The organism is Kribbella deserti, from assembly GCF_042434725.1.
In the GTDB taxonomy this organism is placed as follows: Bacteria; Actinomycetota; Actinomycetes; order Propionibacteriales; family Kribbellaceae; genus Kribbella; species Kribbella deserti.
In genome coordinates, this window is record NZ_JBHLTC010000035.1 from 135,410 (window position 1) to 158,907 (window position 23,498).

Consider the following 23,498-nt stretch of genomic DNA (forward strand, 5'->3'; position numbering starts at 1 on the left):
GATCAGCCTCCCCGCCCGACGCGATTCGCGCGGGCCATCAGGATGAGCAGGTACGGCGCGCCGAGAAAGGCCGTCACGATGCCTACCGGCAAGGTGGTCGGCGCGAAGATCTGGCGCGCCACCAGATCCGAAACCACCACTAGTAAGGCCCCGATCGCGCCCGAGGTGAGCAGGCCGATCACGCGTTCCGCCAGTAGCCGCCGGGTGATCTGCGGCGCGACGAGGGCGACGAACCCGATCGGCCCGGCCGCCGCCGTGGCGAGCGCGGCGAGAGCCACCCCGGCGAGGATCAGCAGGCCGCGGGCCAGTTCGACCCGGCCTGCCAACGTACGAGCGAGGTCGTCACCCAGTTCGAGCAGCCTCAGCTGGCGGGACAATCCGACGGCCAACGGGACCACAACGAGCAAGGTGCCACCCATTAGCGCCGCGTGCGCCCAGGTCCGGCCGGACAGACTGCCCGCCAGCCACAACGAGGCACTCTTGGCCGTGTAGATATCGGCCAGCGTGAGCAGGTACGACGTTGCCGCGCCGGCCATGGCGGTGATACCGATGCCCACCAGAACCAGGCGATATCCGGCCACGCCGCGACGATAGGCCAGCAGATAGATAATCGTTGCCGTCGACAACGAACCGAGCAACGCGCCGACGGGGATCCAGCCCGCGCCACTGCCGAGCACGGTGATCATCACGACGGCGGCGAGCGCGGCACCGGCGTTGATGCCGATCAGATCCGGGCTCACCAGCGGATTACGCGCCAGCCGCTGGAAGATCGCACCCGAGATCGCGAACGCCGCACCGACGCCCATCCCGACCAGGACGCGCGGCAGCCGGCTGTTCACCACCACGTCGGTCATGATCAGGGAGCCGTTACCCGCAAGGGTGTTGAGCACATCCGCCAGCGGAATTTCGTAGTCGCCAAGCGTCAGCGACACCGCCGCCACAGCGAAGGTCAGCACCCACGCGATCGAACCGGTGACCAGGCTGACCAGATCCACCCGCGCCGAGACCGGCCCGGAACGCAGTACGACCAGGCGGTTCACAGTTCGGCCAGCTTCCGGCGGCGGACCAGCGCGATGAACAGCGGCGCGCCGACCAGCGCGGTCACGATGCCCACCTGGAGTTCACCGGGCCGGACCACCAGACGGCCGATGACGTCGGCGAGCAGCAGTACGGTCGGCGCGAGCACCATCGACCATGGCAGGATCCAGCGGTAGTCCGAGCCGACGATCGCCCGCGCCATGTGCGGAACCGTCAACCCCACAAAGGCGATCGGCCCGGCGATGGCGGTCGCCGTACCGGCCAGCGCCATCACCGCGAGGGCGGCGATGAGGCGAACCAGGTTGACCTTGGTACCGAGGGTGCTGGCGAGTTCGTCACCGAGCGCGATCTGGTTCAGCGAACTGGCCAGGCCAAGCGCCAGAACGGATCCGGCCAGGATGAAGATCCACGCCTGGCTGATGGTCGGTACGTCGGCACGCCCGAGCGAACCGACCACCCAGAAGCGGAACTCGTTCAACGTGGAGATGTCGAGCAAGGTGATCGCGGACGTGACCGAGCCGAGGAATGCCGAAATGGCCGCGCCCGCGAGCGCCAGCTTCACCGGGGTGGCGCCGCCGCGGCCGGCCGAGCCGACCAGGTAGACCACAACGGTTGCCACCAGAGCACCAGCCATCGCGAACCAGACGTAACCGCTGAGGCTGTGGATGCCGAGCAGGCCGATCGCCACCACGACCGCGAGGGCGGCACCGGCGTTCACCCCGAGGATGCCCGGCCCGGCGAGCGGGTTCCGGGTCACGCCCTGGATCACCGCACCCGCGAGACCGAGGCCGGCGCCCGCGAGCAGGCCTGCCATCGTGCGGGGAAACCGCAGGTACCGGATCACGCGGTCGGTATCGGAACCGGTGAAGCCGCGCGCGGCGGCGTACACCTCGTCGGGTCCGAGGAAGCGGTCACCGACCATCACCGAGACCACGACCACACCGGCCAGCACGGCCAGGGCGATCAGCAGACCCGCCGCACGCTGAGCCTGGAACCTCACTTGACCAGGTCGGGATGGATGATGCCGGCGATCAGCTCGGTGGTGTGCGCACCCCGCACACCGGCCGAGTGATGCGCGAACAGGAACGGCTTGATCCGCTTGTTCCGGACCGCCTTCAGATTCGCCAGCGCCGGGTTGTTCATCAACGCGGCCACCTCCGCGGCGGCGTCGGCCTCGGTCATCGTGGCGTCGCAGCAGTCACTCACCAGCACGTAGTCCGGATTGCGCTTGATGAACTCCTCCATGCTGATCTTCACGTTCCGCCGGGAGGTGAGATCGGCGAAGGCGTTCACACCGCCGGCCTCGCGAATCAGCACGGTGCCGAAGTCCGGACCGCCCGAGACGGTCATGCCGCCTTCGAGGTTGGCCCGCAGGATGGCGACCGTCGGCCGGTCGGCCCCGGCCACTTTCTGGCGCACGGCCGCGATCCGGGTCTTCTGGTCGGCGACTACCGCTTCGGCCCGTTCGGACACCCCGAAGATCCGGCCGAGGTCGCGCAGATCGGCGTACACGTTGTCCATCGAGACGGTCTTCGGGTCGATCGCCTCGTCCCCGAGACCGTCCGCCGTCGGGCAGAGCGGGCTGAAGATCCACGTCCGCACGCCGAGTTCGGCCAGGCCCTTGCGTGCGCCGAAGCTCGCGTCACTGCCGTTGCTGCTGAACACGTCGTTGAACCCGGACAGCACGAAGTCCGGATTCTGGCTGAGCAGCTCCTCGCGACTGGGCAGGTTCTTGTAGTACTTCCGGGACTTCTGGGCCTCCGCGTACTCGGGCAGCACCACCGCGTCCAGGTACGCCGTACCGACGAGGCGGTCCGAGATCCCCAGCGCATGGGCCATCTCGATCGCCGGCTGGTACGCCGCGAAGACGCGCTTGGGTGGGCCATCGACGGTGACGTCCAGGCCGCAGTTCCGCACGGTGATGGCGGCGGCCCCGGTTTCGTCACCCGCCTGGGCGGCACCACCGCAGCCGGCGACCAGGCTGCTGCCAACGGTCAGCGCGGTCAGAATCAGGACAGGTTTCAGCAACGCACCAACGGCCATAGGACCGCTCCTCCAGCACCTCGTGGACGGGTCTGACGCGTCGTAGCCGGTCTCCTGGCTGACGGGATACCTCGTGCGCCGACGGGCCTTCCCAGTTGCTCACGCAACCAGTGACCCCTGCTGGGCAGGGTGGCCGATGCACTTCCCGATCACAGTGGCGAGGGCCGCGCCGGTATCTCACCGGCTTCCCGAGCACCACGACGGCGCCACGGTAGCCCATGCCGACATTGATAGACTAAATGTCTACGATTAGACTTATCGTATGAGTGAGCCGACGTACGTCGATCCGCGGTCCGGGCGCGACTACCCGCTGGAGGTTTCCCGCTGGCGCGGGGACGATGGCGCACCGCTGACCGTGTCGGCGCTGCCGGGCATCGGCCCCGACGAGATCGACCCGGGCGTTCGCTCGTTGTGGCGGTATCGTGCCGCTCTGCCCGGCGACATCCGCGAACCGGTCACCCTCGGCGAGGGATGTACGCCGCTGGTGGATCAGCGCTGGGGCGACGCCGACGTGCTGTTCAAGCTCGAGTGGTTCAGCCCGACGGGCAGCTTCAAGGACCGCGGTACCAGCGTGATGATGTCGTACCTCGCGGGCCAGGGCATCGACCGCGTGATCGAGGACAGCTCCGGCAACGGTGGTTCCTCGGTCTCGGCGTACAGCGCTCGCGCCGGCATCCAGGCCCGCATCCTCGCGCCCGAGGGCACCTCCCCGGCGAAGGTGCTGCAGAGTCGCGCGTACGGCGCCGAGGTCGAACTCGTCCCGGGCGACCGCGAGGCCACCTCGGCCCGCGCGCTGGCGGAATCAGCCGAGACGTACTACGCGAGCCACAACTGGCATCCGTTCTTCCTGCAAGGGACCAAAACCCTGGCCTACGAACTCTGGGAGGACCTCGGCTTCCGCGCGCCCGATGCCGTCGTCACCGTGGCCGGGGCGGGCAGCATCGTGCTCGGGTGCGACCTGGGCTTCTCCGAACTCCTCGCGGCCGGGCACATCCCCCGGCTGCCAAGGTTGCTCGTCGCCCAGCCGGAGGCGTGTGCGCCCATCGTCGGCGCGTTCCACGATCAGCCGGTGGAGTTCACGCCGACGATCGCGGAGGGTACGGCGATCCAGCGGCCGATCCGGTTGCCCGAGGTGGTCGCGGCCATCCGGCGATCCGGCGGGGACCTCGCGGCCATTCCGGAGGCCGGCATCGCCGGAGCGGTACGGCGCCTGGCCTCGGTCGGGCTCTACGCCGAACCGACCAGCGCGACGGCCGCCGCGGCGATCGAGGTGTTCCGCGCCCGCGGGCAGATCCGCCCGGGCGAAACGACCGTGGTGATCCTGACCGGGTCGGGGCTGAAGGCAACCACCCGGATGGCCGAGGTCTTCGATGCCTGAGCTGACTCGATTGACTGAGGACGAACTACTGCTGCGCGAGGCCGAGACCATCGTTGTTGCGCTGGGCAAGATGTTTCCCGGCGTCTGCGAGGTGGTGCTGCACGATCTGCGCCGGCCCGACAACGCGATCCGCGTGATCGAGAACAACCTGTCCGGACGGGCCGTCGGCGCGCCCGCGACCGAGCTCGGGCTGGCCCGGGTCGAGGACCCGGACTACCCCAGCGTGATCCAGAACTACCCGAACAGGTTTCCCGACGGGCGCCCGGCCAAGAGCACCTCGATCGGCCTGAAGAACAGCGCCGGCGTGTACGTCGCCGCGATCTGCCTCAACCTCGACGTATCCCTGTTCTCCACGGTCGCGCGGGCCCTCGGCAACCTGGTCCAGACCGATTCGCCCGAGCAGCCGCTGACCGAGAACCTGCGGGCGCGAACCACCGGCGAACTGCGTTCCGTCGTTGAGGAATTCGCCGCCGCGCGAGGTCGAATGCCCCGCGATCTGGAAGTTGCCGACCGCAAGGAACTGCTTCGATCCCTGAAGGAGCAGGGCTTTCTCGAGGTGAAACACTCGGTTCCGGCGCTGACCGAGATCCTCGGCATCTCCCGCGCCACCGTCTACAACTACGTGAGGTGACCATGTCCTCCGCAACCACCCGCACGCCGTACCTGCGGCTGGACTCCGACCGCGTCGTCCGCAACATCCAGCGCCTTCGCGATCAGCTCGCGCCACTCGGCGTACCGCTGCGGCCGCATCTGAAGACGGCGAAGTCGGTCGAGGTCGCACGCCTGCTGTTCGACGGTGGCACCGGGCCGATCACGGTATCCACGCTCGCCGAGGCGGAGGGCTTCGCGGCCGCGGGGTGCACCGAAATCCTTTATGCGGTGGGGATTACGCCCGCGAAGCTACCGGATGTGGTCGCGTTGCGCCGAAGCGGGGTTGACCTCGTCGTACTGCTGGACAGCGTGATTCAGGCTGAGGCCGTCGCCGCCGTATCGAACGAGTCGGGCGTGCGTATCCCGGCGCTGATCGAGATCAACTGCGACGACCATCGAGGCGGGGTCGAACCGGATTCGCCTGAGCTGATCGCGATTGCCCGCGCGTTGAGCGACGGCGGCGAGGTCCGCGGGGTAATGACTCATGCCGGGGAGTCGTACTTCTGCTACACCGAGGCCGAACTGGTCAAAGCGGCGGAGAACGAGCGCTCGGTCGCGGTGCGCGCGGCGGAATCCCTTCGTGACAAGGGCTTCGAGGCTCCGGTGGTGAGCGTCGGATCGACCCCGACAGCGCACTTCGCGCGGGACTTGACCGGCGTCACGGAAATCCGCGCCGGCAACTTCGTCTTCTTCGACCTGGTAATGGCCGGTATCGGCGTCTGCACCGTCGACGACCTCGCGCTCAGCGTGGTCACCACCGTGATCGGGCATCGGCCGGATCAGGGCTGGATCCTCACCGACGCGGGCTGGATGGCGACGTCCCGTGACCGCGGTACCGCGCGACAGGCGGTGGACCAGGGCTACGGGCTGGTCTGTGCCGAAGGCGGCGAGGTCATTGCGGATCTGCTGATGACGGACGCCAGCCAGGAGCACGGGATTCTCAGCCTGCGCGAAGGCAGCTCACGGGAACTGCCCGAGCTGCCGGTCGGTACCCGGCTGCGCATCCTGCCGAATCACGCGTGCGCGACCGCCGCCCAGCACGCGTCGTACCAGCTCGCGACCGGCGAGACCTGGCCGCGCATCACCGGTTGGTAGGTCAGTTCGTGTAGAGGCCGGCCATGGCGAGGGCGAACGCGGTCATGTCGTTCTTGTCGGCCTGGCCCGCGGGCAGCCGGGTCATCGTGACGATCCGGTCGTCGCCGACGCGCATCTTCACGGTCAGCGTCTTGAGGTCGATCAGGGCTTCGTCGCCGAGCGGGATCGACTCGGCGGTCGGCGACTTGCGCGCGGTGTCCATCACCCGGGCCGCCTCGGGCACCAGGGCCTCGGACGTCCAGAGCACCGTCGACGCCGTACCCCAGCCGCAGATCAGGTCGCCCGTCGGAGTCTCACCATCCCGGCGGAACGACGCGGGCGCGCCGAGTACCGCCGCTGCCTCGGAGGAACCACGCTCGCATTCCGTCCGGGCCACGAGGGGTTCTGGCTCGGGTAGGCCGGGCAGGTTCTGGAGGGTCGCGGCGGCGAGGGCGGCGTACTTCTCGATCTTCGCGGCGGGACCGCTCACCTTCACGAGCCGGTTCTCGTCGAGCACCACCACGAACCGGCTGGTACCGAATCCCCCGTCGCCCGCGATCACGTCCTTGGCCACCTCGGCCGAGCCGCGTGTCGCGTTGTACGTCGCCCGGGACGCCGCGAGATCCGTCAGCTTGGCCGGTCGCACCGAGACGCCGATGCGCAGGTTGCCGCCGGGAGTACCCGTACCGAGTTGAAGCTCGCACACGTCGTACGTCGGCAGGCCCAGCTCGGCCGGGAGTGGCTTCGTCTGGATCGCCACCGACGAGACGTCCAAGGTCCGCTGCACCAGCGTCTGGTCGATCCGCACGCACAACGTGTCGGCCACCTTCGCCGTCGGCGCGCTCGGCGTCTCACTCGGCGTGCCGCTCGGGCTTTCGCTCGGTGTCACGGCTGCGGACGGCGACGGCGTAGGCGTGGGACCCGCCTCGTTCCCCGAGCCGCACCCGGCCAACGGGACAACGAGAACCAACGCGGCGACAGCGACACGAATACGCATGACCACCGACTGTAGGCCATCCACCCTCCTCAAACCCCGGTTCAGGCGCGGCCAGTGCTGTACGCCGGATAGGTGTGCGGCTGGTCCCGCGCGAAGGACACGCCATATCCGGATTCCGTCGCGGTCATGCCGTCGGCCAAGGGAATCTCGAGCCGGCTCCTGCCCGGCCGTCGAGACTCGGTGATACCGCCGGTGACCGCGGCCCGAACGATCTGCTCCAGGTAGTCGACGGAATCGTCATCCCGGTGCAGCGTGACCGAATGCCGACCCACATCCACGTACAGCAGGTGTGTGCCGGGGCCGTTGTCGCACCACTCGACCGAGATCCCAGCGCCTGCCGCATCGCTAAGCGCGACCTCCCAGATATCCGGCCGCTGGACGACCACCGCCTCGCCGTACGACGCCTCCACATTCCGTGCGAGCGTCTCCAGCCTCGTGGTGATCAGGTCTTCAGTCACGTCGCCCATCTGCCAACCCGTCTGTCGAGGCGGTCACGGTTCGTTGCGGAGGGTGCGTTCGCGGACGGCGTGTTCGTCGGTGCGGGCGTCGTAGTGCCAGAAGTCGCGGAGCCAGGCGGCGGTGAGAACGACGCCGGCGACGCAGAGAATGCCGCCGCTGACGATCGAGGTACGGACCGTGGTGAGGTCGGCGACCAGACCTGAGCGGGCCTGACCACCTAGCGGGCCGAGGGAGTACGAGAGCATCTCGATACCCGCGAGCCGGCCGCGCATCTCGTCGGGGATCGTCTGGTTCCAGATCACGGCACGGAACAGCCCGGAGATCATGTCGGCACCACCCGCCACCGCGAAGAAGGCGATCGCGATCCAGATGTTCGGCGCCAGCCCGGCCAGGCCGACCGAACCACCCCACACGATCGTCGCGATCACCACCGCGCGGCCGTGATGGTGGACTCGCGCCGCCCAGCCACTGGTGAGCGTCGCGAGCAGGGCCCCGATCGACTCGGCGCTGTAGAGCAGGCCGAGCAGCTTCGGTTCCTGCAGTACCTCGGTGGCGAACGCGGGGAACAGCACGATCGGCATCGCCAGGAACATGCCGACCATGTCGATCGCGTAGGTACCGAGCAGGTCCCGCCGCCGGAAGGCGTAGCGAATGCCCTCGCCGATGGCGGACAGGCTGGGTGGACTGCTGTGCTCGTTCGACGGATACGGCTTCAGCGCGACGTACATCAAGGTGGCGATGGTCAGACCGCCGAGGTCGACGGCGAAGGCCCAGGTGACGCCGACCGTGCTCACCAGCAGACCACCGAGCGCCGGACCGGCCAGCTGGGCGACCTGGAAGGTGAGCGAGTTCAGCGTGACGGCGGCGTGCATCTGGTCGTGCCGGACCACCCGCGGGAAGAGCGCGTCCCGGCTGGGCCGTTGCAGCGATGACGCGACGGCCGTCAGCGCGGCGCAGGCGTAGATCAGCCAGACCTGCGGATCGTCCAGCAGGGTGTTGCCGAGCAGGATGGCGGTGATCAGGCCCTGGGCCACGCCGGTCGCGATCAGCATCTTCCGGCGATCGAGGTGATCCGCCAGCGCGCCGCCGTACAGGCCGAAAACGACCAGCGGAACGATCATCACCAGGCCCATCACGCCGACCGCGAAGTTCGAGCCGGTGAGCTGGTAGAGCTGGTACGGCAACGCGACGTACGCCGTCATCTGGCCGAGATAGAAGATCGTGCCGGACGTGACCAGGATGCGGAAGTCGCGGGAACCGCGCCACGGACTCAGGTCGACGCGCAAGCGGCCGAGCCGCTCCCGCCAGGTGGTTGCCACCGGCACATGATTTCACCGCCGCGACAGCGAAGGTACTCGTTTTCCGTCGGCTGGAACCGGTCCGGTGAACCCGTCGTCTGTTGAAGTGGGCCCGAAATCTGAACGACTTCCCCGATCTACGGAGACCAAACGCATGACTTCGAGCACGAGGATCCGCACCCGCGTCGTCGCGGCCGTGACCGCCGGTGCCGCCACCGTGACGGCCGCCGCCGCCCTGCTGACCCCCGTCACGGCCTCGGCCGGTACCACCTCGGCCACGGCCGCCACGTCGGCCTCGGGCAGCGCGAGCACCACCGCCGTCTCGTACCTGTTGAAGCCGGGCCAGCGGCTGTTGCCGGGCCAGCTCCTCCGTTCGCCCGACCGCGCGTACATCTTCGCCATGCAGAAGGACGGCAACGCGGTCGTCTACAAGGGCCGGACCGCGCTGTGGAGCACCGGTACCGCCGGTAAGCCGGGCGCCTTCCTGGCCATGCAGACCGACGGCAACGTGGTGATCTACCACAACAAGAAGGCGGTTTGGGCGACGAACACCAGCCCGAGCAAGGTCTTCGGCCTGGCCATGCAGAACAACGGCAACCTGGTGCTGTACAACGCCGCGAAGAAGCCGATCTGGACCCGCTACATGGTGCTGACGTTCCTGCGCCCGGGCCAGTTGCTGCGGCCGGGTATCGCGCTGTTCTCGCAGAACCGCCGCTTCAAGTTCATCATGCAGACCGACGGCAACCTGGTGCTCTACAAGGCCGGTACGCAGCGCCTGTGGAACTACCGCACCAACCGCAAGGGCTCCTTCGCCGCCATGCAGCACGACGGCAACTTCGTCATCTACTACGGCAAGCAGGCGCTCTGGTCGACCCGCACCAACCGGCCCGGTTCGCTGCTGGCGATGCAGAACGACGGCAACGTGGTGATCTACAAGGACAAGACCCCGCTCTGGCACACCGCGACCGCCGGTCGCTGAGCCACGGCGTCAAACCCGCAGTAACGGCAGAAGCCCGCTGAGGTCCGTCCGCTCGCCACTGGCTCGCACGCGGCCGGCCCCGCGGGCTTCTTGCCATTGCACCCGGCCCAGGGCCAGGTCGATCCACATCTCGGCGGGCATCTCCACCACCGCGCCAGGCGTACCGCGAGTGTGCCGGGGGCCCTCGATGCACTGTACGGCGCCGTACGGCGGTACGCGGACCTCGACCGCATGGCCGGGCGCCTTCGCCACCAGCAGTTTCAGCAGGTGCTTGGTCAGCAGCTTCAGGTCGGGCCGCTCCGCCTCGCCTGCCTGGTAACGCCGCAGAGCCGCTGCCAGCTCCGGTTCGAATCCGTCTTCCGTCACGACACGTCAGCGTACGGGTGCAACCAAACCGGCCGCGCGGGCGTCAGCTCCAAAGGGACCGGGCCGCCGTTTAGGCGTGTCGCCGGGGTCTGATCGATAATCAAGGCGGGACTGGAACGGAAGCGAGGCCCTGATGCTCACGCCGCGGCACGAGGCACTGCTGGCGACCCTGCTGGGGATGACCGTCGGGGTGGCAGCCTTCGGGATTTACGTAGGAGTTCGCGACGAACCATTGACCGGTGCCCGTCCGCAGATCGTCGCCACCACGCCAGTGCAGAAGCCGTCGCCCGACCCGGCCGCCGGCGCCCTCGATGGCACCGCTCTCACCTTTGTCAGCAAAACCTTCGGCCCTGGTGGTCAGGCCTTGGTCCCGTCCGACTGGCCGCAGGACGAGCGGGCCAACGACGAGACCCGGTTCGAGCATCCGTCCAGTGTGTGGATGATCCGGTTCGTGAACTCGCCCAGCCGGCGCGATACCGACCGCCAGGTCAGCGACCGGGCCAAGAAGGTGCGCAATCAGACCGACCTGCGCATCGTCTCCGAGGACGACACCACGCTCGTTTACACCTACACCCGCAACGCCGGCAAAGAGCCGCGGATGGTGCTGTCGCGCTGGATCCCGGCCATCGACGGCGAAGGCACGCTCGCTGAGATCACCGTCGCGGGCCGCCCGGAGGACGCCGCGGGCATGGCGATCGTGCTCGCCAAGGCCACGGAGTCCTACCAGCCGGTCAACGGCTCCGCCTCCGGCCAGCCCGGCTAGACCTTCAGCGCTTCGAACAGCACTTCAGGCTGCTGTCAGCACTTCAGGTCTTGGGTGGGGGCGGTGCCTTCGAGGAAGTACTTCTCGACCGCCTCGTCCACGCAGCGATTACCTTCCTTGTAACCGGTGTGGCCGTCCCCGTCACGGGTGATCAGCACACCGCTTTCCAGCTGTCCGGCCAGCGCCACGCTCCACTCGTACGGCGTGGCCGGGTCGCGGGTGGTGCCGACCACGACGATCGGCTTCGCGCCGGCGGCCTTGATCGGGTGCTGAGTGTTCACGGGCTTGACCGGCCAGTGCGCGCACGGCAGCGATCCCCACAGCAGGTAGGGCCCGAATCGTGGTGACGCCGCGGTGAACGCCGCCGCCTGACTCTTGGCCTGGGCGACCGAGGTGATGTCCGGGTGGTCGATGCAGTTCACGGCGTAGATGACCTCGCCGGAGTTGTCCGCATAACCCTGCGGGCTACGGCTGGTGTACTCGTCGGCCAAGGCCAGCAGGCGGCTGCCGTCGCCCTTGAGCCCATCCACGACGGCCTTCTCGAGCCGCGGCCAGTAATCCTTCACATAAAGCGGGAAGATCACGCCGAGCACCGCCAGGCCTTGGCCGACCTCGCGGGTCCCGTCGCCGGTGAGCGGCTTGCTGTCGCTGTCGGCGAGCACCTTGTCCACGGCGGCCAGTACGGCTTCCTTGCTGTTGCCGAGCTCGCACGACCGCTGCGCGCACTCGGCCGCGAAGGCCTCCAGCGCGGTGTCGAAGCCCTTGGCCTGGGCCATGTTGATCTGGTCGGTCGGTCGGGCCGGATCAACCGCGCCGTCCAGCACCAGCCGGCCGACGTTCTTGGGAAAGAGCTCGGCGTACGTCGCGCCGAGGTAGGTGCCGTACGACTTGCCGAGGTAGTAGAGCTCAGTGTCGCCGACGATGCCACGCAGTACGTCGATGTCGCGGGCCGCGTCCTTGGTCGAAACGTGCGGCAGCAGCTTTCCCGACTTGGCCTGACAGTTGTCCGCGAGCTGCTTTGCCACCTTGTCGAGGGCGTTGATCTCGGCCTCGTCGTCGGGACTGCCGTCGGTGGCGACAAACGCGTCCATCTGCGCGGTGTCGAGACAAAGCACCGGCGTGGATTCGCCGACGCCACGCGGGTCCCAGCCGATGACGTCGAACTTACGAACCAGGGATTCGCCGAGCACGAAGCTGGCGGCCGACGCGTACTCCACGCCGGAGCCGCCCGGGCCACCCGGGTTGAGGAAGAGCGTGCCGATCCGGTTGTTTCGGTCGCGCGCCGCGATCCGGCGGGCCTTCAGCTCGATCGTTTCGCCGTTGGGCTTGTCGTAGTCCAGTGGCACCTCGACCATCGCGCACTGGCCGGGGCCACCGCGACCGCTGTTCGGATCGCAACTGCCCCACTCGAGGGTCTGCTGGTAGAACCGCTCCAGGCCGGCAGGGATCGGTCCGGCCGGTCCCTTGCTCGGTGGCGGCACACTCGGCCCCGAACCACCGTCCGCGTCCTGGGCCCGGGTGGCGACGGTACAGCCGCCCGTGATCACCGCCAGAGCCGTCAGCGCCGCCACGAACCCAACCCTGCGCGTTTTCACTCCGCGTTCTCTCCCGTGTTGTGGGCGTCGCCCGCCTGGTCGCGGAACGTCGTACGGCGCCGGCGACGCGGCTTGCGCGCGGGTCGTTCGCCCGTCGCGGCCGTTTCACCCGCCTGGCCATCCTGACCGATGCCCGGGCCATCCGCTGGGACCACCGCGGCCTGCGGCGTACTGGCGTCGGGCTTACGGATCTCAACCGGCGTCGGCTCCGGGCCGCTGGCGGGCTCCGGGTTGTTGCCGGGGGTCACCTTGGCGCTCGGGGAGGTCTCGTACTGCTGGCGCGGGGAACAGACGTCCGCGCGGCTGCAGGCGCAACGACGGCCTGAGGCGGCCAGACGAACCACGACCGTGTCACTCGGCACGTTGTGCCCGACGACGACGCCATCGCCCAGCGGGGTCTCGACGGCCGTTCCGTTCGCAGGGGCCTTGGCGTTGAACTCCTGGTACAACGGGTGCTCGTACTTCAGGCAGCACATCAGCCGTCCGCAGGCCCCGGAGATCTTGAGCGGGTTGAGCGGCAGGTCCTGGTCCTTGGCCATCCGGACGCTGACCGGCTCGAAGTCCTTGAGGAACGTCGCACAGCACAGGTCCCGCCCGCACGGCCCGATGCCACCCTGCAGGCGGGCCTCGTCCCGGGCGCCCACCTGGCGCAGCTCGATCCGGGCGCGCAGGCCGCGGGCGAGGTCCCGCACCAGCTCGCGGAAGTCCACCCGATGCGGCGCGGAGAAGTAAACGATGACGAGCTGGTCGACGTCTTCCCGGCGATCCACGAAGTCGATGCCGACGACCTTCATCGGCAGATCGTGCTGCCGGATCAGCCGCTTCGCGATCGCCCTGGCGTCCACCCGGCGACGGCGGTTCTGCTCGTCTCGATCGAGATCGGCCTGGGTCGCGATCCCCGCGCAGGTCGGCAGTCCACCGATGTCCTCGGGCACCAGCTGTGGCGCCCAGACGCACTCGGCCACCTCGGGCCCGTCGTCGGTCGGGACCAGCACTTTGTCCCCGACCCGCGGCAAATGCGGGCCGGGGTCGAGGTAGTACAGCCGCCCGTATCGCTCGAACGACACCGCCATCACCATGCCCACGCCGCCAGCCTACGTGCTCAGGCGGAGGCGATCAGGGTTATCAGGCGGATTCGGGCCGGATGGTGACCTACGGCCTGGCCGCGAGCAGCGCGGAGAGATAGCCGAGCGACGAGTCGTAGTCGGGGCTGTTCACGGCGAAGATCACGACCAGCAGCACGAAGCCCAGCACCATCGCCGTGATCAGGCCGCCGATGATCATGCCTGCCAGGGCCATGCCCGCGCCCTGCTCCCCGGTCTTGCGGATCCGGCGCATGGCGATGATGCCGAGCACACAACCCACCGGCGCCGCGATCAGCACCAGGAGGCCGCTCAGGCTGAGGATCAGGGATGCCAGCGCCATGCCGTTCGTGCTGGAGGTGTTGGCGCCGTAGCCATAGCCGTACTCCGGCGAGCCCTGCTGGTACGGCCCGTACACGAGCTGAGCCGGATACCCCGCCTGAACGGGCTGAACCGGCTGCGACGGCACGAGCTGGCTCGAGTAGCTGGTGTCCACGGGAAGGTTCGGGTACGACGCACCGCCTGGGCTGGCCCATGGGCTGCCGGTCGAGGCCTCCGGCCGGGGCGTGTCCTGCGGGCGATCCTGCGGCCGCTGACCGGGTACGTCGTCCTGCACGCCGTACCGCGGAAAGCCGGGTTGACCCGGGTAACCCGGTTGACCTGGCTGGCCCGGGTAGCCCGGCTGGCCGGGTTGGTACGGGGGCTGGGTCATCGGCCACTGCCTTTCACGCTGCCCTGCAGGCGGTCGCCCTTGGCGTCGGAGACGAAACAGACCAGATGCAGATTGTCCGGGTTCGCCCAGGCCCGCCGGTCGGGATAAAAGTAGCTGTAAAGGAGGGTCGAGTCCTTGAGCTCGGACCCGACGTACGAGCTGAACTCGGCCGGGCACAACCGCTCGGCCAGGTCCTCCAGCTCCTGATCACCGGGGTATTCGCCGGTCAGCATCGGCGTCGCGAAGATCTCCGAGTTGTGCTGGTCGCGGCACGGGATCAGCTTCAGCTCGCGCGCCTCGTTCCGGCCGGCCTCGTCGAAGCAGTCCCCGACCCGGGCCTCGAAGGCGTCGACCGTGCCGCCCTTGACCACCACACCGGCCTCGTTGCGCTGGACCTCGCCTGCCGTCAGCAGCAGGAACGCCGACGTCGGCAGCACGACCAGCAGCGACACCGCCGAGATCACGGTGGCCGCGATGGCCAGACCCCGGCGCCGGGCCGCCGTACCGCGCATGTGCCGCAGCGTGGCGATCGCCATCGGCAGCGTCACGATCGCGAACACCATCAGCAGGCTGAGCACAAACGACAACGTCGCGACGTTGAGCGTCCAGGCCGGCTGTTGCTTGCGGCCCGCGCGTTCGTTCTCCGGCGAACCAGGGCCCTGGCCGGGCGGCGCGAGGATCACCCAGGGACTGGGATTCGGGTCCGCGGACCCACCACCGACCTCCGCCGGACGCCACGCCATCATCGGGCCGGCGGCCTGCATAGGCCCGGCGGCATCGGTCGGCCCGGCCGGTACGGCGGGTGCGGTGGCTTGCGCGGGCGCGGGCTGCTGCGCCGGCTCCGGCTCAGGTTCCGGCTTCGCGGCGGGTGCGGGCGGTGGCTGATTCGGATCGGGTAGTTCCGACGGGATCAGCGGGGTGTTCGCGGCCACCTCGGTGAGCGACGTACCCGCCGCCGTAGGTGCGCCCGCGCCGCCGGGACCGCCGGTGCCGCCGGGACCGCCCGTGCTGCCGGGACCGTCGGTGGCGGTGGCATCCGGGCGTGGCTGGTCGCCGGAATCGCTCATCGCGACATCACCCCCGTTACCGCCGGGATCCGCGCATGGATCCGGTCAACTGCTGGCCGGGCGTACCGACCATGCACAGCACGTTGCCGTCGGCAACAGCCCGATCCTCTAGTACGACGTAGTACATGTCCAGCTCGGAATCCTCGTAGCGGCGACCGACAAACGGCTCGAACGAACTGGCGCAGGCGCGCGTCGCCGCGTCCGCCTTGTCGTCCGGGCTGAGTCCGGTGAGCCGGGCCTTCGCCCGCGCGTACGCCTCACCGGTATGCGGCCGGGCGCAGTCGGCAATCCGCGCCACCAGCAATGATCCCTGGCTCAGATCCGCGTTGAAACACTGGGCCACCCGCAGGTCCTCCACCGGCACCGCCTGACCCAGTTCCGCCTCCCGTTCGGCGAACACGCCGAAGGCCACCAGCACCGCGAAGACCACCACCCAGCAAGCGCTGAGCCACAGCCCGGCCAAGGCCAGCCGCCGACCCTGCCGGTTGGTCTGCCGCGTCCGGCGCAGGCCGGCCACCGCGAGCGGGATCGACAGCACGATCGCACCCGCGAGGCCCAGCACGAAGCCCGCCACCGAGAACCCGTCCAGCCGCCGGACCGCCGGCGGCTCGGCCGAAACGCCGTCCACCCAGCTCTCCGCCGACGGCAGCACCCGCCGCCCGGGCGCCGTAGTGAAACCGGCGTCCAGGTCGGAGCCCATTTCGGGCGGACGGGGCGGTTGGGTCATCTGAATTCCCTAGGTGGCGGCGCGATCGCGGTACGTGCGGACCCATGACGATGTGTGCCACTGGCCACCCACACATCGGCCCGCCTGCCGGTTGCGTTACACGCTTCGCCGGTTCTTTACGCACGCCGATGCCGCCAACGTGTTCCCGCTTGTCCCTGGGCAACCGGGATCGGCGGTTCCGCTGGACCGTCTCAACGCCTCGGGAACAAAGCGGCTGCGAGAGGTCGCCCCGGCTGGACGCCGGGAGGGATGGCGAACACGGCGCTGCCGGTGTGCTCGACGAAGGCGTTGAGCCGGTCGGCGGCAGCCATCTTCTGCTGCGCCCGGACGAAGTCGGCGGGGTCTCGCAGGTACGCGCAGAACAGCATGCCGGTGTCGTAGCCGTCGTGCCCGGCCCCGGCGTGGTCGTGCAGGGGGTCGTCGTGGCTGTGGCCCGGCCGGTCGGCGTGGTGGCCATCGGCCGGATCCGCCGCGACCTGGAAGGCGTAGTCGTAGTTGTACGAGCGGCGCAGCATCGGGACATCGCGAACCAGGGCCAGATGGGAGTCCGGGGCGATCAGCGGCCGGCCGTCCGGTCCGGTGCTGCTGAAATCGAGTGGGCTGAACTCGTGTCCGCCGCTGAGCGGGGCACCGGTGTCGCGGCGACGGCCGATGGCCAGCTCCTGCTCCCGAGCGGTGGAGGTATCCCACTTGGGCAGGTTCATGCGGATCTTGCAGAAGACCAGGTACGTACCGCCGGCGAACCAGGCAGGCTCATCCCCATGGGCCCAGACCGCGTCGTCGAAGGCCGCCGTGCCTGGGCGCGGGTTGGCAGTGCCGTCCTTCTGGCCGAACAGGTTGCGGGCGGTGGCGGCACCGAAACGGCCGAGAAATCCCTGCTGGCTCCAGCGCAACCGGGCCAGGCCAGGTGCGCGGCCACGCAATGACCGGAAGGCATGGCTGATGGTCTGCGGATCGTCACCGCAGATCTGCACGAAGAGCTGGCCACCACTCCAAGCGGGCTGGAGCCGGTCGGTGGAGAAGGCCGGCAGTTCGCGCAGGCGCTTTGGCCGCAGGTCGTTCCTGCCGATCCGGTCGAACAGTTCCGGCCCCAGACCGAACGTCACTGTGAGCCGGGACGGGGCCAGGCCGTCAGCGATGCCGCTGTCGGCAGGCGCGCCGGCACGATTGACGGGCAGCGGACCGGCCGGAGTGCCCGCCATGAGCGCCGCTGCGACGTCGCTCCAGCGCTTCATGAGGTGCTGGAAGTTCACGGCGACCCGTGCGCCGGCCGGCGCCCCTCCCGCATCGTCGCCGGTTTCGAGGTCGAATGCCGCGAACACGGCGAAGCGCTGGGAAGCGGTGGCAATGCCCGGCTGATGCGTACCGTAAAAGCGTTCCACGGAAGGCGTCTCGGCGCTCTGGACGAGCGGAGGAGCCGCCGCGTCGTTCGCACCGATCGCCAGCGCCACCCCCACTCCGGTGCCGGCGCCGGCCGCGAGTGAGGCAAGTAGCGCGCGCCGCGAGACGGCGGGGCGCATGGGCGGGCAGTCCTGTCGTTCGATGGAATCGTCTGGCATTTGAGGTGTCCTTCAGTGGGCGAGTGGGCCGGCCGTGCGGGTGGCGTAGTCGTTCCAGCTCGGCGGCTGGTCCATCAGTTGCCGCCAGGTAGGCCAGCTCTGACCGGTGTGCTGGCGCAGCAGCTCGCCGGGCAGGGTGAACGGCGGAGCCTTGACTGGCATTTCGAGCGCCTGGGCCACGATGGCGTCGTACAGCGCGGCCGCGCCACCAAGACGGGGAAGCAGCGCGTGAACGCGATCGGCGTACCCGGCCGGCAGGGAGTAGGGGCCGTGCGGGCCGAGGTCGAAGCCGGCGCCTGCCGATACGAGCGCGATCTCCGGTCGCTTGCGCGACGCGATGCCGGGCTGCAGATGCAAGGCGATGGCGTCCCAGACCACCTCAAGGCGCTCCGGTGCCACCCCGAGGCCGCCAAGGAACTCAACGGCGTGATCGGCTCCGTCGATGTCGAAGGTCTGCTCGCCGGCGCGCTGCCCGGACAGGCCGGTGTCATGCAGCACGCAGCCGAAGAACAGCAGCTCGTCGTCGTAGTCGAGGTCGGGGCGCAGCCCGCGCTCCGCACCGATGAAGCGGCCGTACAGGTAACTGCGCATGCTGTGGTTGAAGACGGCCGGTTGCTCGAGGTCGCGAGCATGCCGCAGAGCGGCGACGGCGAGGTCGGTACTTGGGAAAGGCAGGCAGCCGTAGTCCATCGGAGTTCAACTTCCTTCGGGAGGCGAGTGGCGCGGGCCGCCGGTTCGACCGGCGCTGCCATTCGATCTGTCCGCGCGCTCGCGGACCCGGTCGATGGCGCGATCTGTGGGAAACCTGTCGTTGACGCCATCGCGCGCAGACCCGACGGTGGAAAGGTGCACCCACACCGCGTCACCTTCGTGATCTTCGATGGCTTCCAGGCGCTGGACCTCGTCGGACCGTATGAGGTGTTCCAGCGGGCCGGCGGGTACGACTGCACGGTGGTGGCCCCGATGCCCGGGCCTGTGGGCACGGACAGTGGTCTGCCGGTGCACGCTGAGCACGGAATAGCGGCGTTGTCACCGGCCGGCCTGGACACACTGGTGGTCGTCGGCGGTACAGGCGTCCACTCCGCCCGGCACGACGCGCGGCTGATCGACTGGATCGCTGCTGCCGCTCGCGGAGCAGGGCGGATCGCCTCGGTCTGCTCCGGCGCGTTCCTGCTGGCCGAGGCCGGCCTGTTGAACGGCCGCCGCGTCACCACGCACTGGGCGAGGGCCGAGCGGCTCGCGCAGGAGTATCCCGCTGTCACTGTCCGGCCCGACCCGATCTTCCTGCGCGACGGCGACATCTGGTCCTCCGCGGGCGTGACCGCGGGCATGGATCTCGCGCTGGCCCTGGTGGAGCAGGATCAGGGACAGCAGGTGGCACTCGAGGTCGCCCGTCACCTCGTGCTGTTCCTGCGCAGGCCGGGCAATCAGTCCCAGTTCAGCGTCGGGTTGTGGTCGATGCAGCCAACCTCTGACCCGATCCGCCAGGCCGTGACGGCCATCCACGCCGACCCCGGCGCCCGGCACGACATCGCCGGCCTGGCCGCGCATGCCGGACTCAGCCCTCGCCACCTGCAACGCCGCTTCACCGCCGAACTCGGCATCCCGCCCGCCACGTACGTCGAGCGAGTCCGGGTGGAGGCGGCGCAGCGCGCCCTGGCGGACGGCGGCGATCCCATCGACGTCGTCGCCCGGCGTTACGGCTTCGGCACCGCCGAGACCTTGCGGCGCAGCTTTCACCGGCGCCTCGGCGTCGCCCCCTCCGACTACCGCGAGCGTTTCCGATCAGCTATGGGAGAAACCCTGTGACCACTTACGGACTACTGCTTTTCGACGTGGTCGAAGAACTCGACTTCGCCGGCCCTTGGGAGGTCTTCACCACTTCGGCCCAGTTACGCGACGGCGCCGGCTCGGCGCTGCTGCTCGCCGAGAACCCAGGCCCGGTCCGATGCAGCAAGGGCATGCGGGTCCTGCCTGATCACACGTTGGACGACCATCCGCCGCTGGACGTCATTCTGGTGCCAGGCGGCCGTGGCGCCCGCGAGATCGAGCCGAACAATGCCACCGTCACGGACTGGATCGGCAAAACCGCCGAGCAGGCCAGCTGGGTCGTGAGTGTGTGCACCGGAGCGTTCCTGATGCACGCCGCCGGTCCGGCTCGCGGTCGACGGGTGGCCACGCACTGGCAGTACGAGGACGCCCTCGCCGCGCGCGGAGACGTCACCGTGGTCCGCGACGCCCGCTACGTGGTGGACGGCAACCTCGTCAGCTCCCAGGGTGTCTCCGCCGGTATCGACGCCGCGCTGTGGCTCGTCGGGCGTCTGCACGGCCGTGACCACGCGCGAGCCGTACGTCGCGAGATCCAGTACGACCCGGCCCCGCCGTACCTGGCCGACGAACCGATCTAGCGGTCCCGCCTCAGCCCTCGTGCAGCGACAGCGTGAGGGCCTCGACGGCGAGCAGGGGGGCCACGTTGGTATCGATGGCGTCGCGGCAGTGGGTCAGCGCATCGATGCGGCGAATCGTCTGCTCGGGAGTGGTACGGCGGGCGAGCTGGGCGATCTCGCGCTCCAGCTCGGCGTTGATCAGCTCGGCGCCCGCGTTGGTCTGAACCACCAGCACGTCCCGGTACAGCGCCATCAGGTCGACCAGCGAGCGGTCGAGCACGTCGCGCTCCCAGCGTTTGGCCCGGGCCTTCTGCTGGTCCTCGAGTTCCTTCAGGGCGGCGTTCGAGTCGCGGGGCTTGGCGCCCTTCGTGCCGACGCCGAGGGCCTGTTCGAGCTCGGCACGCTCGCGCTGGTCGACCTCGGCCGCGCTGGCCTTGGCCTCTTCCTTCGCTGCGTCGACCAGCTTCGCGGCGGCGTTCAGGCAGGAGCCGATCGTGCGCAGCTCGAACGGCACCTTCAGCACGTTGCTCCGGCGCTGCCGCACCACCTCGTCCCGGGCGAGCGCCTTGGCCCGTCCGATGTGCCCTTGCGCCGCGCGGGCAGCGAAGGTGGCCAGCTCAGGGTCGATCCCGGTGCGCTCGGCGAGCATCTTGGCGACCGCGGCGGTCGGCGGCGTACGCAACACCAGCAGACGGCAGCGCGAGCGGATCGTGGGCACGACGTCCTCCACGGTGGGCGCGCAGAGCACCCAGAGCGTGCGTGGCGACGGCTCCTCGATGCTTTTCAGCAGCGCGTCCGCGGCCTGTTCGGTGAGGCGGTCCGCATCCTCGACGACCATCACCTGCCAACGGCCCTGGGTGGGACTCATCGCGGCCCGGCGGATCAGTTCGCGGATCTCGGCGACGCGGATCGACAGCAGTTCGGTCCGGATCAGCGAGACGTCGGGATGCGCGCCGGACAGCACGGTCCGGCAGTTGGTGCACTCGTTGCAGCCTTGCAGACCACATTGCAGGGCCGCGGCGAAGGCCCGGCCCGCGTTCGACCGGCCGGAACCGGGTGGGCCGGTGATCAGCCAGGCGTGCGTCATACCGGCCACGTCCGCGCCGCTCATGCCCTGCAGCTGGTTGTCCGCGGCGGCGACGGCCCGCTGCAGGATCTTGACCGCGGGCTCCTGGCCGACCAGTTCATCCCAGACGCTCACCATGGCTGCTCCTGCCCCGCCCGCTCCTTGTCCACCGGCTCCTGCTCGCCCCGCACCCGCACGTCCGCCGCGGCCTTCGCCGCGGCTGGGGCGGCGTCGTCGTCCGGCTTGGGTGGCAGCATCGGCGCGACGCGGGCCTGGATCAGCGCGGCGAGAGTCTCCCGATCCGTGCCTGCGTCGAGAACCAGGTAGTGCTGCGGTTCGGCCGCGGCGAGTTCGAGAAAGGCCCGCCGGACCCGCTCGTGAAATTCGGCCGGCTCCGCCTCGATCCGGTCCCGGCGCTGGAACCGCCCGTGGCCGACCGCCGGTGCCAGGTCGAGCAGAATGGTCAGGTTCGGCCGGAGATCGGCGGTGGCCCAGCGGTTGACCCGCTCGACGTCAGCCTGGTCGAGGTCCCGCCCGGAGCCCTGGTAGGCCAGTGCGGAATCGACGTACCGGTCGGTGATGACGACGGCGCCGCGGCGCAGCGCCGGCAGGATCACCGCGTCCACGTGCTCGGCCTTGTCGGCCGCGTAGAGCAGCGCCTCGGCGCGATGCGAGATGTCGCCGGTCGCCGGGTCGAGCACGATCTGGCGCAGCTGCTGACCGAACTCGGTCGCGCCGGGCTCACGGGTCAGCAGCACTTCGTAGCCCTGCTCGGTGAGCCAGCCGGCGAGCGCGGTGGACTGGGTCGACTTGCCCGCGCCCTCGCCGCCCTCGAGCGCGATGAACAGGCCCTGCGTCGGATACATGCCCGGAGTCTTACCGAAACTACGCCGCAGATCACGCAGGAACGGCACGCCGGGCCGGTCGTCCATCTGCCGCCACGCGAGCAGGCCGATCACCACCGCGAGCACGGCCGCGATCAGCATCGTGATGGCCGCGCCGTTGTAGGTGACGGTTTTGCCACCACCGATGGAAAAGCTGTGCCGCCCGATCGCACCGGCGGCGAACGGCGCGATCGCCAGCGTCACCGCCAGCACGGTCCGAACGGCCGACTGCACGAACGCGAAGGTCCGCCCGCGCACCTCGTCCGGCACTTCCAGCCCGAGCAGGGTGTAGCCACAGACCCAGGAGGCACCCGCGCAGAAGCCGAGGCAGATCGCGATCATGGTGGCGATCTCGATCTGCTGGATCAGCGCCAAGCCGGTCAGCCCGATGCCCGCGCCGACCAGTCCGGCCGCGAACAGCCGGCGCCGGGACAGCCCGGAGAACAGCCGGGGCGCGAATCCCATACCAAGCGCGAGACCGCCGAAAACGGCACCGAAGAGCAGGCCGTAGCCGGGATCACCCGCGTGCAGGTCCTCGACGTACGTCCGGCCGAGGCCGATCACGACGGCACCCGCCGCGAAGGCCCCGGAGATACCGACGACCAGGCCGCGCACCACCGGCGTACCGGTGACGAAGGACCAGCCCTCGACCATCGTGCGCCACAGCGTCGGATGTTTCTCCGGCCCGGAGGCGGCCGCCTTGCCGATCTCGGCCACCGACATGATCGCCAGTCCGGAGATGGCGAAGGTGGCCGCGTTCAGATAGACGGCCAGGTCGATCGAGTTCACGCCCAGGCCGCCGGTGGCCCGCTCGACGTTGTTCGCCAGCAGGGTGATCGCGGTGAACAGCGCCGCCGCCGGCAGCGCCGAGCCGTAGGTCGTGATCAGGCTGATCTGGTTCGCGGCCTCGAGCCGATGCCGGGGCACCAGGTTCGGCACGCTGGCGTCCTTGGCGGGACCCCAGATCAGGCTGACGATCTCGATCAGCACGGTGGCGACCAGCAGCCAGGTCAGCGTGTGCACGATCGGGATCGTGACGAACAGCGCCGCCCGCAGCATGTCGCCGACGATCATCGTCCAGCGCCGGTCCAGCCGGTCCGCGATCCAGCCCGCGACCGGTCCCATCACCAGCGCGGGCAGCACCCGCAGGAACAGCACGCCACCGATGGCGAAGTTCGCCAGCTGGTAGTCGTCACCGGCGAACGACTTCGCCATCGCGGTCAGCGCCAGCAGGCCGATCCAGTCGCCCAGACTGGACAGCCCGAAGCCGATCCAGAGCCGCCGGAACGCCCGGATCCGCAGCACCGCGCGCAGGTCATGCGCGGGCGCCGGATCGGTCAGGGGATCGAACGGCTCAGCCACGCTATGCAGCC

General features: G+C 69.4%; 23 protein-coding genes and 1 riboswitch. Of the genes, 7 read left to right on the top strand and 16 right to left on the bottom strand.

The features are described from left to right. Positions 1-2: 2 nt before the first annotated feature. The 3 genes from ACFFGN_RS26190 to ACFFGN_RS26200 are packed head-to-tail and all read right to left on the bottom strand — an operon-like array spanning position 3 to position 3,081. Positions 3-1,040: a FecCD family ABC transporter permease gene (locus tag ACFFGN_RS26190; RefSeq protein WP_380052535.1), complete on the bottom strand. Its 1,038-nt coding sequence runs from the start codon at positions 1,038-1,040 to the stop codon at positions 3-5. Next, complete coding sequence (locus ACFFGN_RS26195; RefSeq protein WP_380052537.1) at positions 1,037-2,038, bottom strand: FecCD family ABC transporter permease; 1,002 nt, start codon at positions 2,036-2,038, stop codon at positions 1,037-1,039. The genes ACFFGN_RS26190 and ACFFGN_RS26195 overlap by 4 nt, the downstream gene beginning before the upstream one ends. Continuing rightward, positions 2,035-3,081: an ABC transporter substrate-binding protein gene (locus ACFFGN_RS26200; RefSeq protein ID WP_380052539.1), complete on the bottom strand. Its 1,047-nt coding sequence runs from the start codon at positions 3,079-3,081 to the stop codon at positions 2,035-2,037. Before ACFFGN_RS26200 ends, ACFFGN_RS26195 begins: the two co-directional genes overlap by 4 nt. A 27-nt stretch (positions 3,082-3,108) precedes the next feature. Continuing rightward, positions 3,109-3,296: riboswitch (cobalamin riboswitch) on the bottom strand. Between the two features lie 47 nt (positions 3,297-3,343). Between ACFFGN_RS26200 and ACFFGN_RS26205 the strand changes: the two genes are divergently transcribed. Genes ACFFGN_RS26205 through ACFFGN_RS26215 form a run of 3 tightly spaced genes read left to right on the top strand, consistent with a single transcriptional unit; the run spans position 3,344 to position 6,205 of the window. Beyond that, positions 3,344-4,459, top strand: coding sequence for a pyridoxal-phosphate dependent enzyme (locus ACFFGN_RS26205; protein ID WP_380052541.1), 1,116 nt, complete (start codon positions 3,344-3,346; stop codon positions 4,457-4,459). Further along, positions 4,452-5,090, top strand: coding sequence for a helix-turn-helix transcriptional regulator (locus ACFFGN_RS26210; RefSeq protein WP_380052543.1), 639 nt, complete (start codon positions 4,452-4,454; stop codon positions 5,088-5,090). Before ACFFGN_RS26205 ends, ACFFGN_RS26210 begins: the two co-directional genes overlap by 8 nt. A 2-nt stretch (positions 5,091-5,092) precedes the next feature. After that, a complete protein-coding gene (locus ACFFGN_RS26215) occupies positions 5,093-6,205 on the top strand; it encodes an alanine racemase (RefSeq protein WP_380052545.1) in 1,113 nt (370 codons plus the stop codon). Position 6,206: 1 nt separating this feature from the next. Here the strand turns inward: ACFFGN_RS26215 and ACFFGN_RS26220 are convergent, their stop codons facing one another. From ACFFGN_RS26220 to ACFFGN_RS26230, 3 genes are read right to left on the bottom strand one after another with little or no spacing between them, the layout of a single operon-like run. Then, positions 6,207-7,181: a hypothetical protein gene (locus ACFFGN_RS26220; protein ID WP_380052547.1), complete on the bottom strand. Its 975-nt coding sequence runs from the start codon at positions 7,179-7,181 to the stop codon at positions 6,207-6,209. Between the two features lie 41 nt (positions 7,182-7,222). Continuing rightward, a complete protein-coding gene (locus ACFFGN_RS26225; protein WP_380052549.1) occupies positions 7,223-7,648 on the bottom strand; it encodes a hypothetical protein in 426 nt (141 codons plus the stop codon). 24 nt (positions 7,649-7,672) lie between these two features. Then, complete coding sequence (locus tag ACFFGN_RS26230) at positions 7,673-8,959, bottom strand: MFS transporter (RefSeq protein ID WP_380052551.1); 1,287 nt, start codon at positions 8,957-8,959, stop codon at positions 7,673-7,675. Between the two features lie 133 nt (positions 8,960-9,092). Here ACFFGN_RS26230 and ACFFGN_RS26235 point away from each other — a divergent pair, with 133 nt between their 5' ends. Beyond that, complete coding sequence (locus ACFFGN_RS26235; protein ID WP_380052553.1) at positions 9,093-9,917, top strand: hypothetical protein; 825 nt, start codon at positions 9,093-9,095, stop codon at positions 9,915-9,917. Between the two features lie 9 nt (positions 9,918-9,926). Here the strand turns inward: ACFFGN_RS26235 and ACFFGN_RS26240 are convergent, their stop codons facing one another. Further along, a complete protein-coding gene (locus tag ACFFGN_RS26240) occupies positions 9,927-10,283 on the bottom strand; it encodes a sterol carrier family protein (protein ID WP_380052555.1) in 357 nt (118 codons plus the stop codon). Between the two features lie 133 nt (positions 10,284-10,416). Here ACFFGN_RS26240 and ACFFGN_RS26245 point away from each other — a divergent pair, with 133 nt between their 5' ends. Further along, positions 10,417-11,046: a hypothetical protein gene (locus ACFFGN_RS26245; RefSeq protein WP_380052557.1), complete on the top strand. Its 630-nt coding sequence runs from the start codon at positions 10,417-10,419 to the stop codon at positions 11,044-11,046. Between the two features lie 35 nt (positions 11,047-11,081). On the opposite strand, the gene ACFFGN_RS26250 is transcribed toward ACFFGN_RS26245, so the two are convergent. The 7 genes from ACFFGN_RS26250 to ACFFGN_RS26280 all read right to left on the bottom strand — a co-directional run bounded on the left by ACFFGN_RS26250 (position 11,082) and on the right by ACFFGN_RS26280 (position 18,478). Further along, positions 11,082-12,617 (bottom strand): alpha/beta hydrolase, encoded by a 1,536-nt coding sequence (locus ACFFGN_RS26250; RefSeq protein WP_380052559.1) that lies wholly within the window; start codon positions 12,615-12,617, stop codon positions 11,082-11,084. Positions 12,618-12,637: 20 nt separating this feature from the next. After that, the gene (locus ACFFGN_RS26255; RefSeq protein ID WP_380052764.1) at positions 12,638-13,720 is read right to left on the bottom strand and encodes a PSP1 domain-containing protein; all 1,083 of its coding nucleotides are present in this window, start codon (positions 13,718-13,720) and stop codon (positions 12,638-12,640) included. A gap of 73 nt (positions 13,721-13,793) precedes the next feature. Further along, positions 13,794-14,435 (bottom strand): DUF4190 domain-containing protein, encoded by a 642-nt coding sequence (locus ACFFGN_RS26260; RefSeq protein ID WP_380052561.1) that lies wholly within the window; start codon positions 14,433-14,435, stop codon positions 13,794-13,796. Further along, positions 14,432-15,502 (bottom strand): DUF4190 domain-containing protein, encoded by a 1,071-nt coding sequence (locus ACFFGN_RS26265; protein WP_380052563.1) that lies wholly within the window; start codon positions 15,500-15,502, stop codon positions 14,432-14,434. Before ACFFGN_RS26265 ends, ACFFGN_RS26260 begins: the two co-directional genes overlap by 4 nt. A 16-nt stretch (positions 15,503-15,518) precedes the next feature. Next, on the bottom strand, positions 15,519-16,229 hold the full coding sequence (locus tag ACFFGN_RS26270; protein WP_380052565.1) for a DUF4190 domain-containing protein: 711 nt from the start codon (positions 16,227-16,229) through the stop codon (positions 15,519-15,521). Between the two features lie 191 nt (positions 16,230-16,420). Further along, complete coding sequence (locus ACFFGN_RS26275; protein ID WP_380052567.1) at positions 16,421-17,788, bottom strand: Dyp-type peroxidase; 1,368 nt, start codon at positions 17,786-17,788, stop codon at positions 16,421-16,423. A 12-nt stretch (positions 17,789-17,800) separates the two neighbouring features. Then, positions 17,801-18,478 (bottom strand): HD domain-containing protein, encoded by a 678-nt coding sequence (locus ACFFGN_RS26280; protein WP_380052569.1) that lies wholly within the window; start codon positions 18,476-18,478, stop codon positions 17,801-17,803. Between the two features lie 156 nt (positions 18,479-18,634). Between ACFFGN_RS26280 and ACFFGN_RS26285 the strand changes: the two genes are divergently transcribed. Both ACFFGN_RS26285 and ACFFGN_RS26290 read left to right on the top strand, forming a co-directional pair. After that, positions 18,635-19,597: a GlxA family transcriptional regulator gene (locus tag ACFFGN_RS26285; RefSeq protein ID WP_380052571.1), complete on the top strand. Its 963-nt coding sequence runs from the start codon at positions 18,635-18,637 to the stop codon at positions 19,595-19,597. Further along, positions 19,594-20,196 (top strand): DJ-1/PfpI family protein, encoded by a 603-nt coding sequence (locus tag ACFFGN_RS26290; protein ID WP_380052574.1) that lies wholly within the window; start codon positions 19,594-19,596, stop codon positions 20,194-20,196. Before ACFFGN_RS26285 ends, ACFFGN_RS26290 begins: the two co-directional genes overlap by 4 nt. Positions 20,197-20,206: 10 nt before the next feature. Here ACFFGN_RS26290 and ACFFGN_RS26295 read toward each other — a convergent pair whose 3' ends face one another. Together ACFFGN_RS26295 and tmk are read right to left on the bottom strand one after the other, a co-directional pair. Beyond that, entirely contained in the window at positions 20,207-21,379 is a 1,173-nt protein-coding gene (locus tag ACFFGN_RS26295; protein WP_380052576.1) for a DNA polymerase III subunit delta', read from the bottom strand. Then, on the bottom strand, positions 21,373-23,487 hold the full coding sequence (gene tmk, locus ACFFGN_RS26300) for a dTMP kinase (protein WP_380052578.1): 2,115 nt from the start codon (positions 23,485-23,487) through the stop codon (positions 21,373-21,375). Before tmk ends, ACFFGN_RS26295 begins: the two co-directional genes overlap by 7 nt. Positions 23,488-23,498 lie beyond the last annotated feature (11 nt).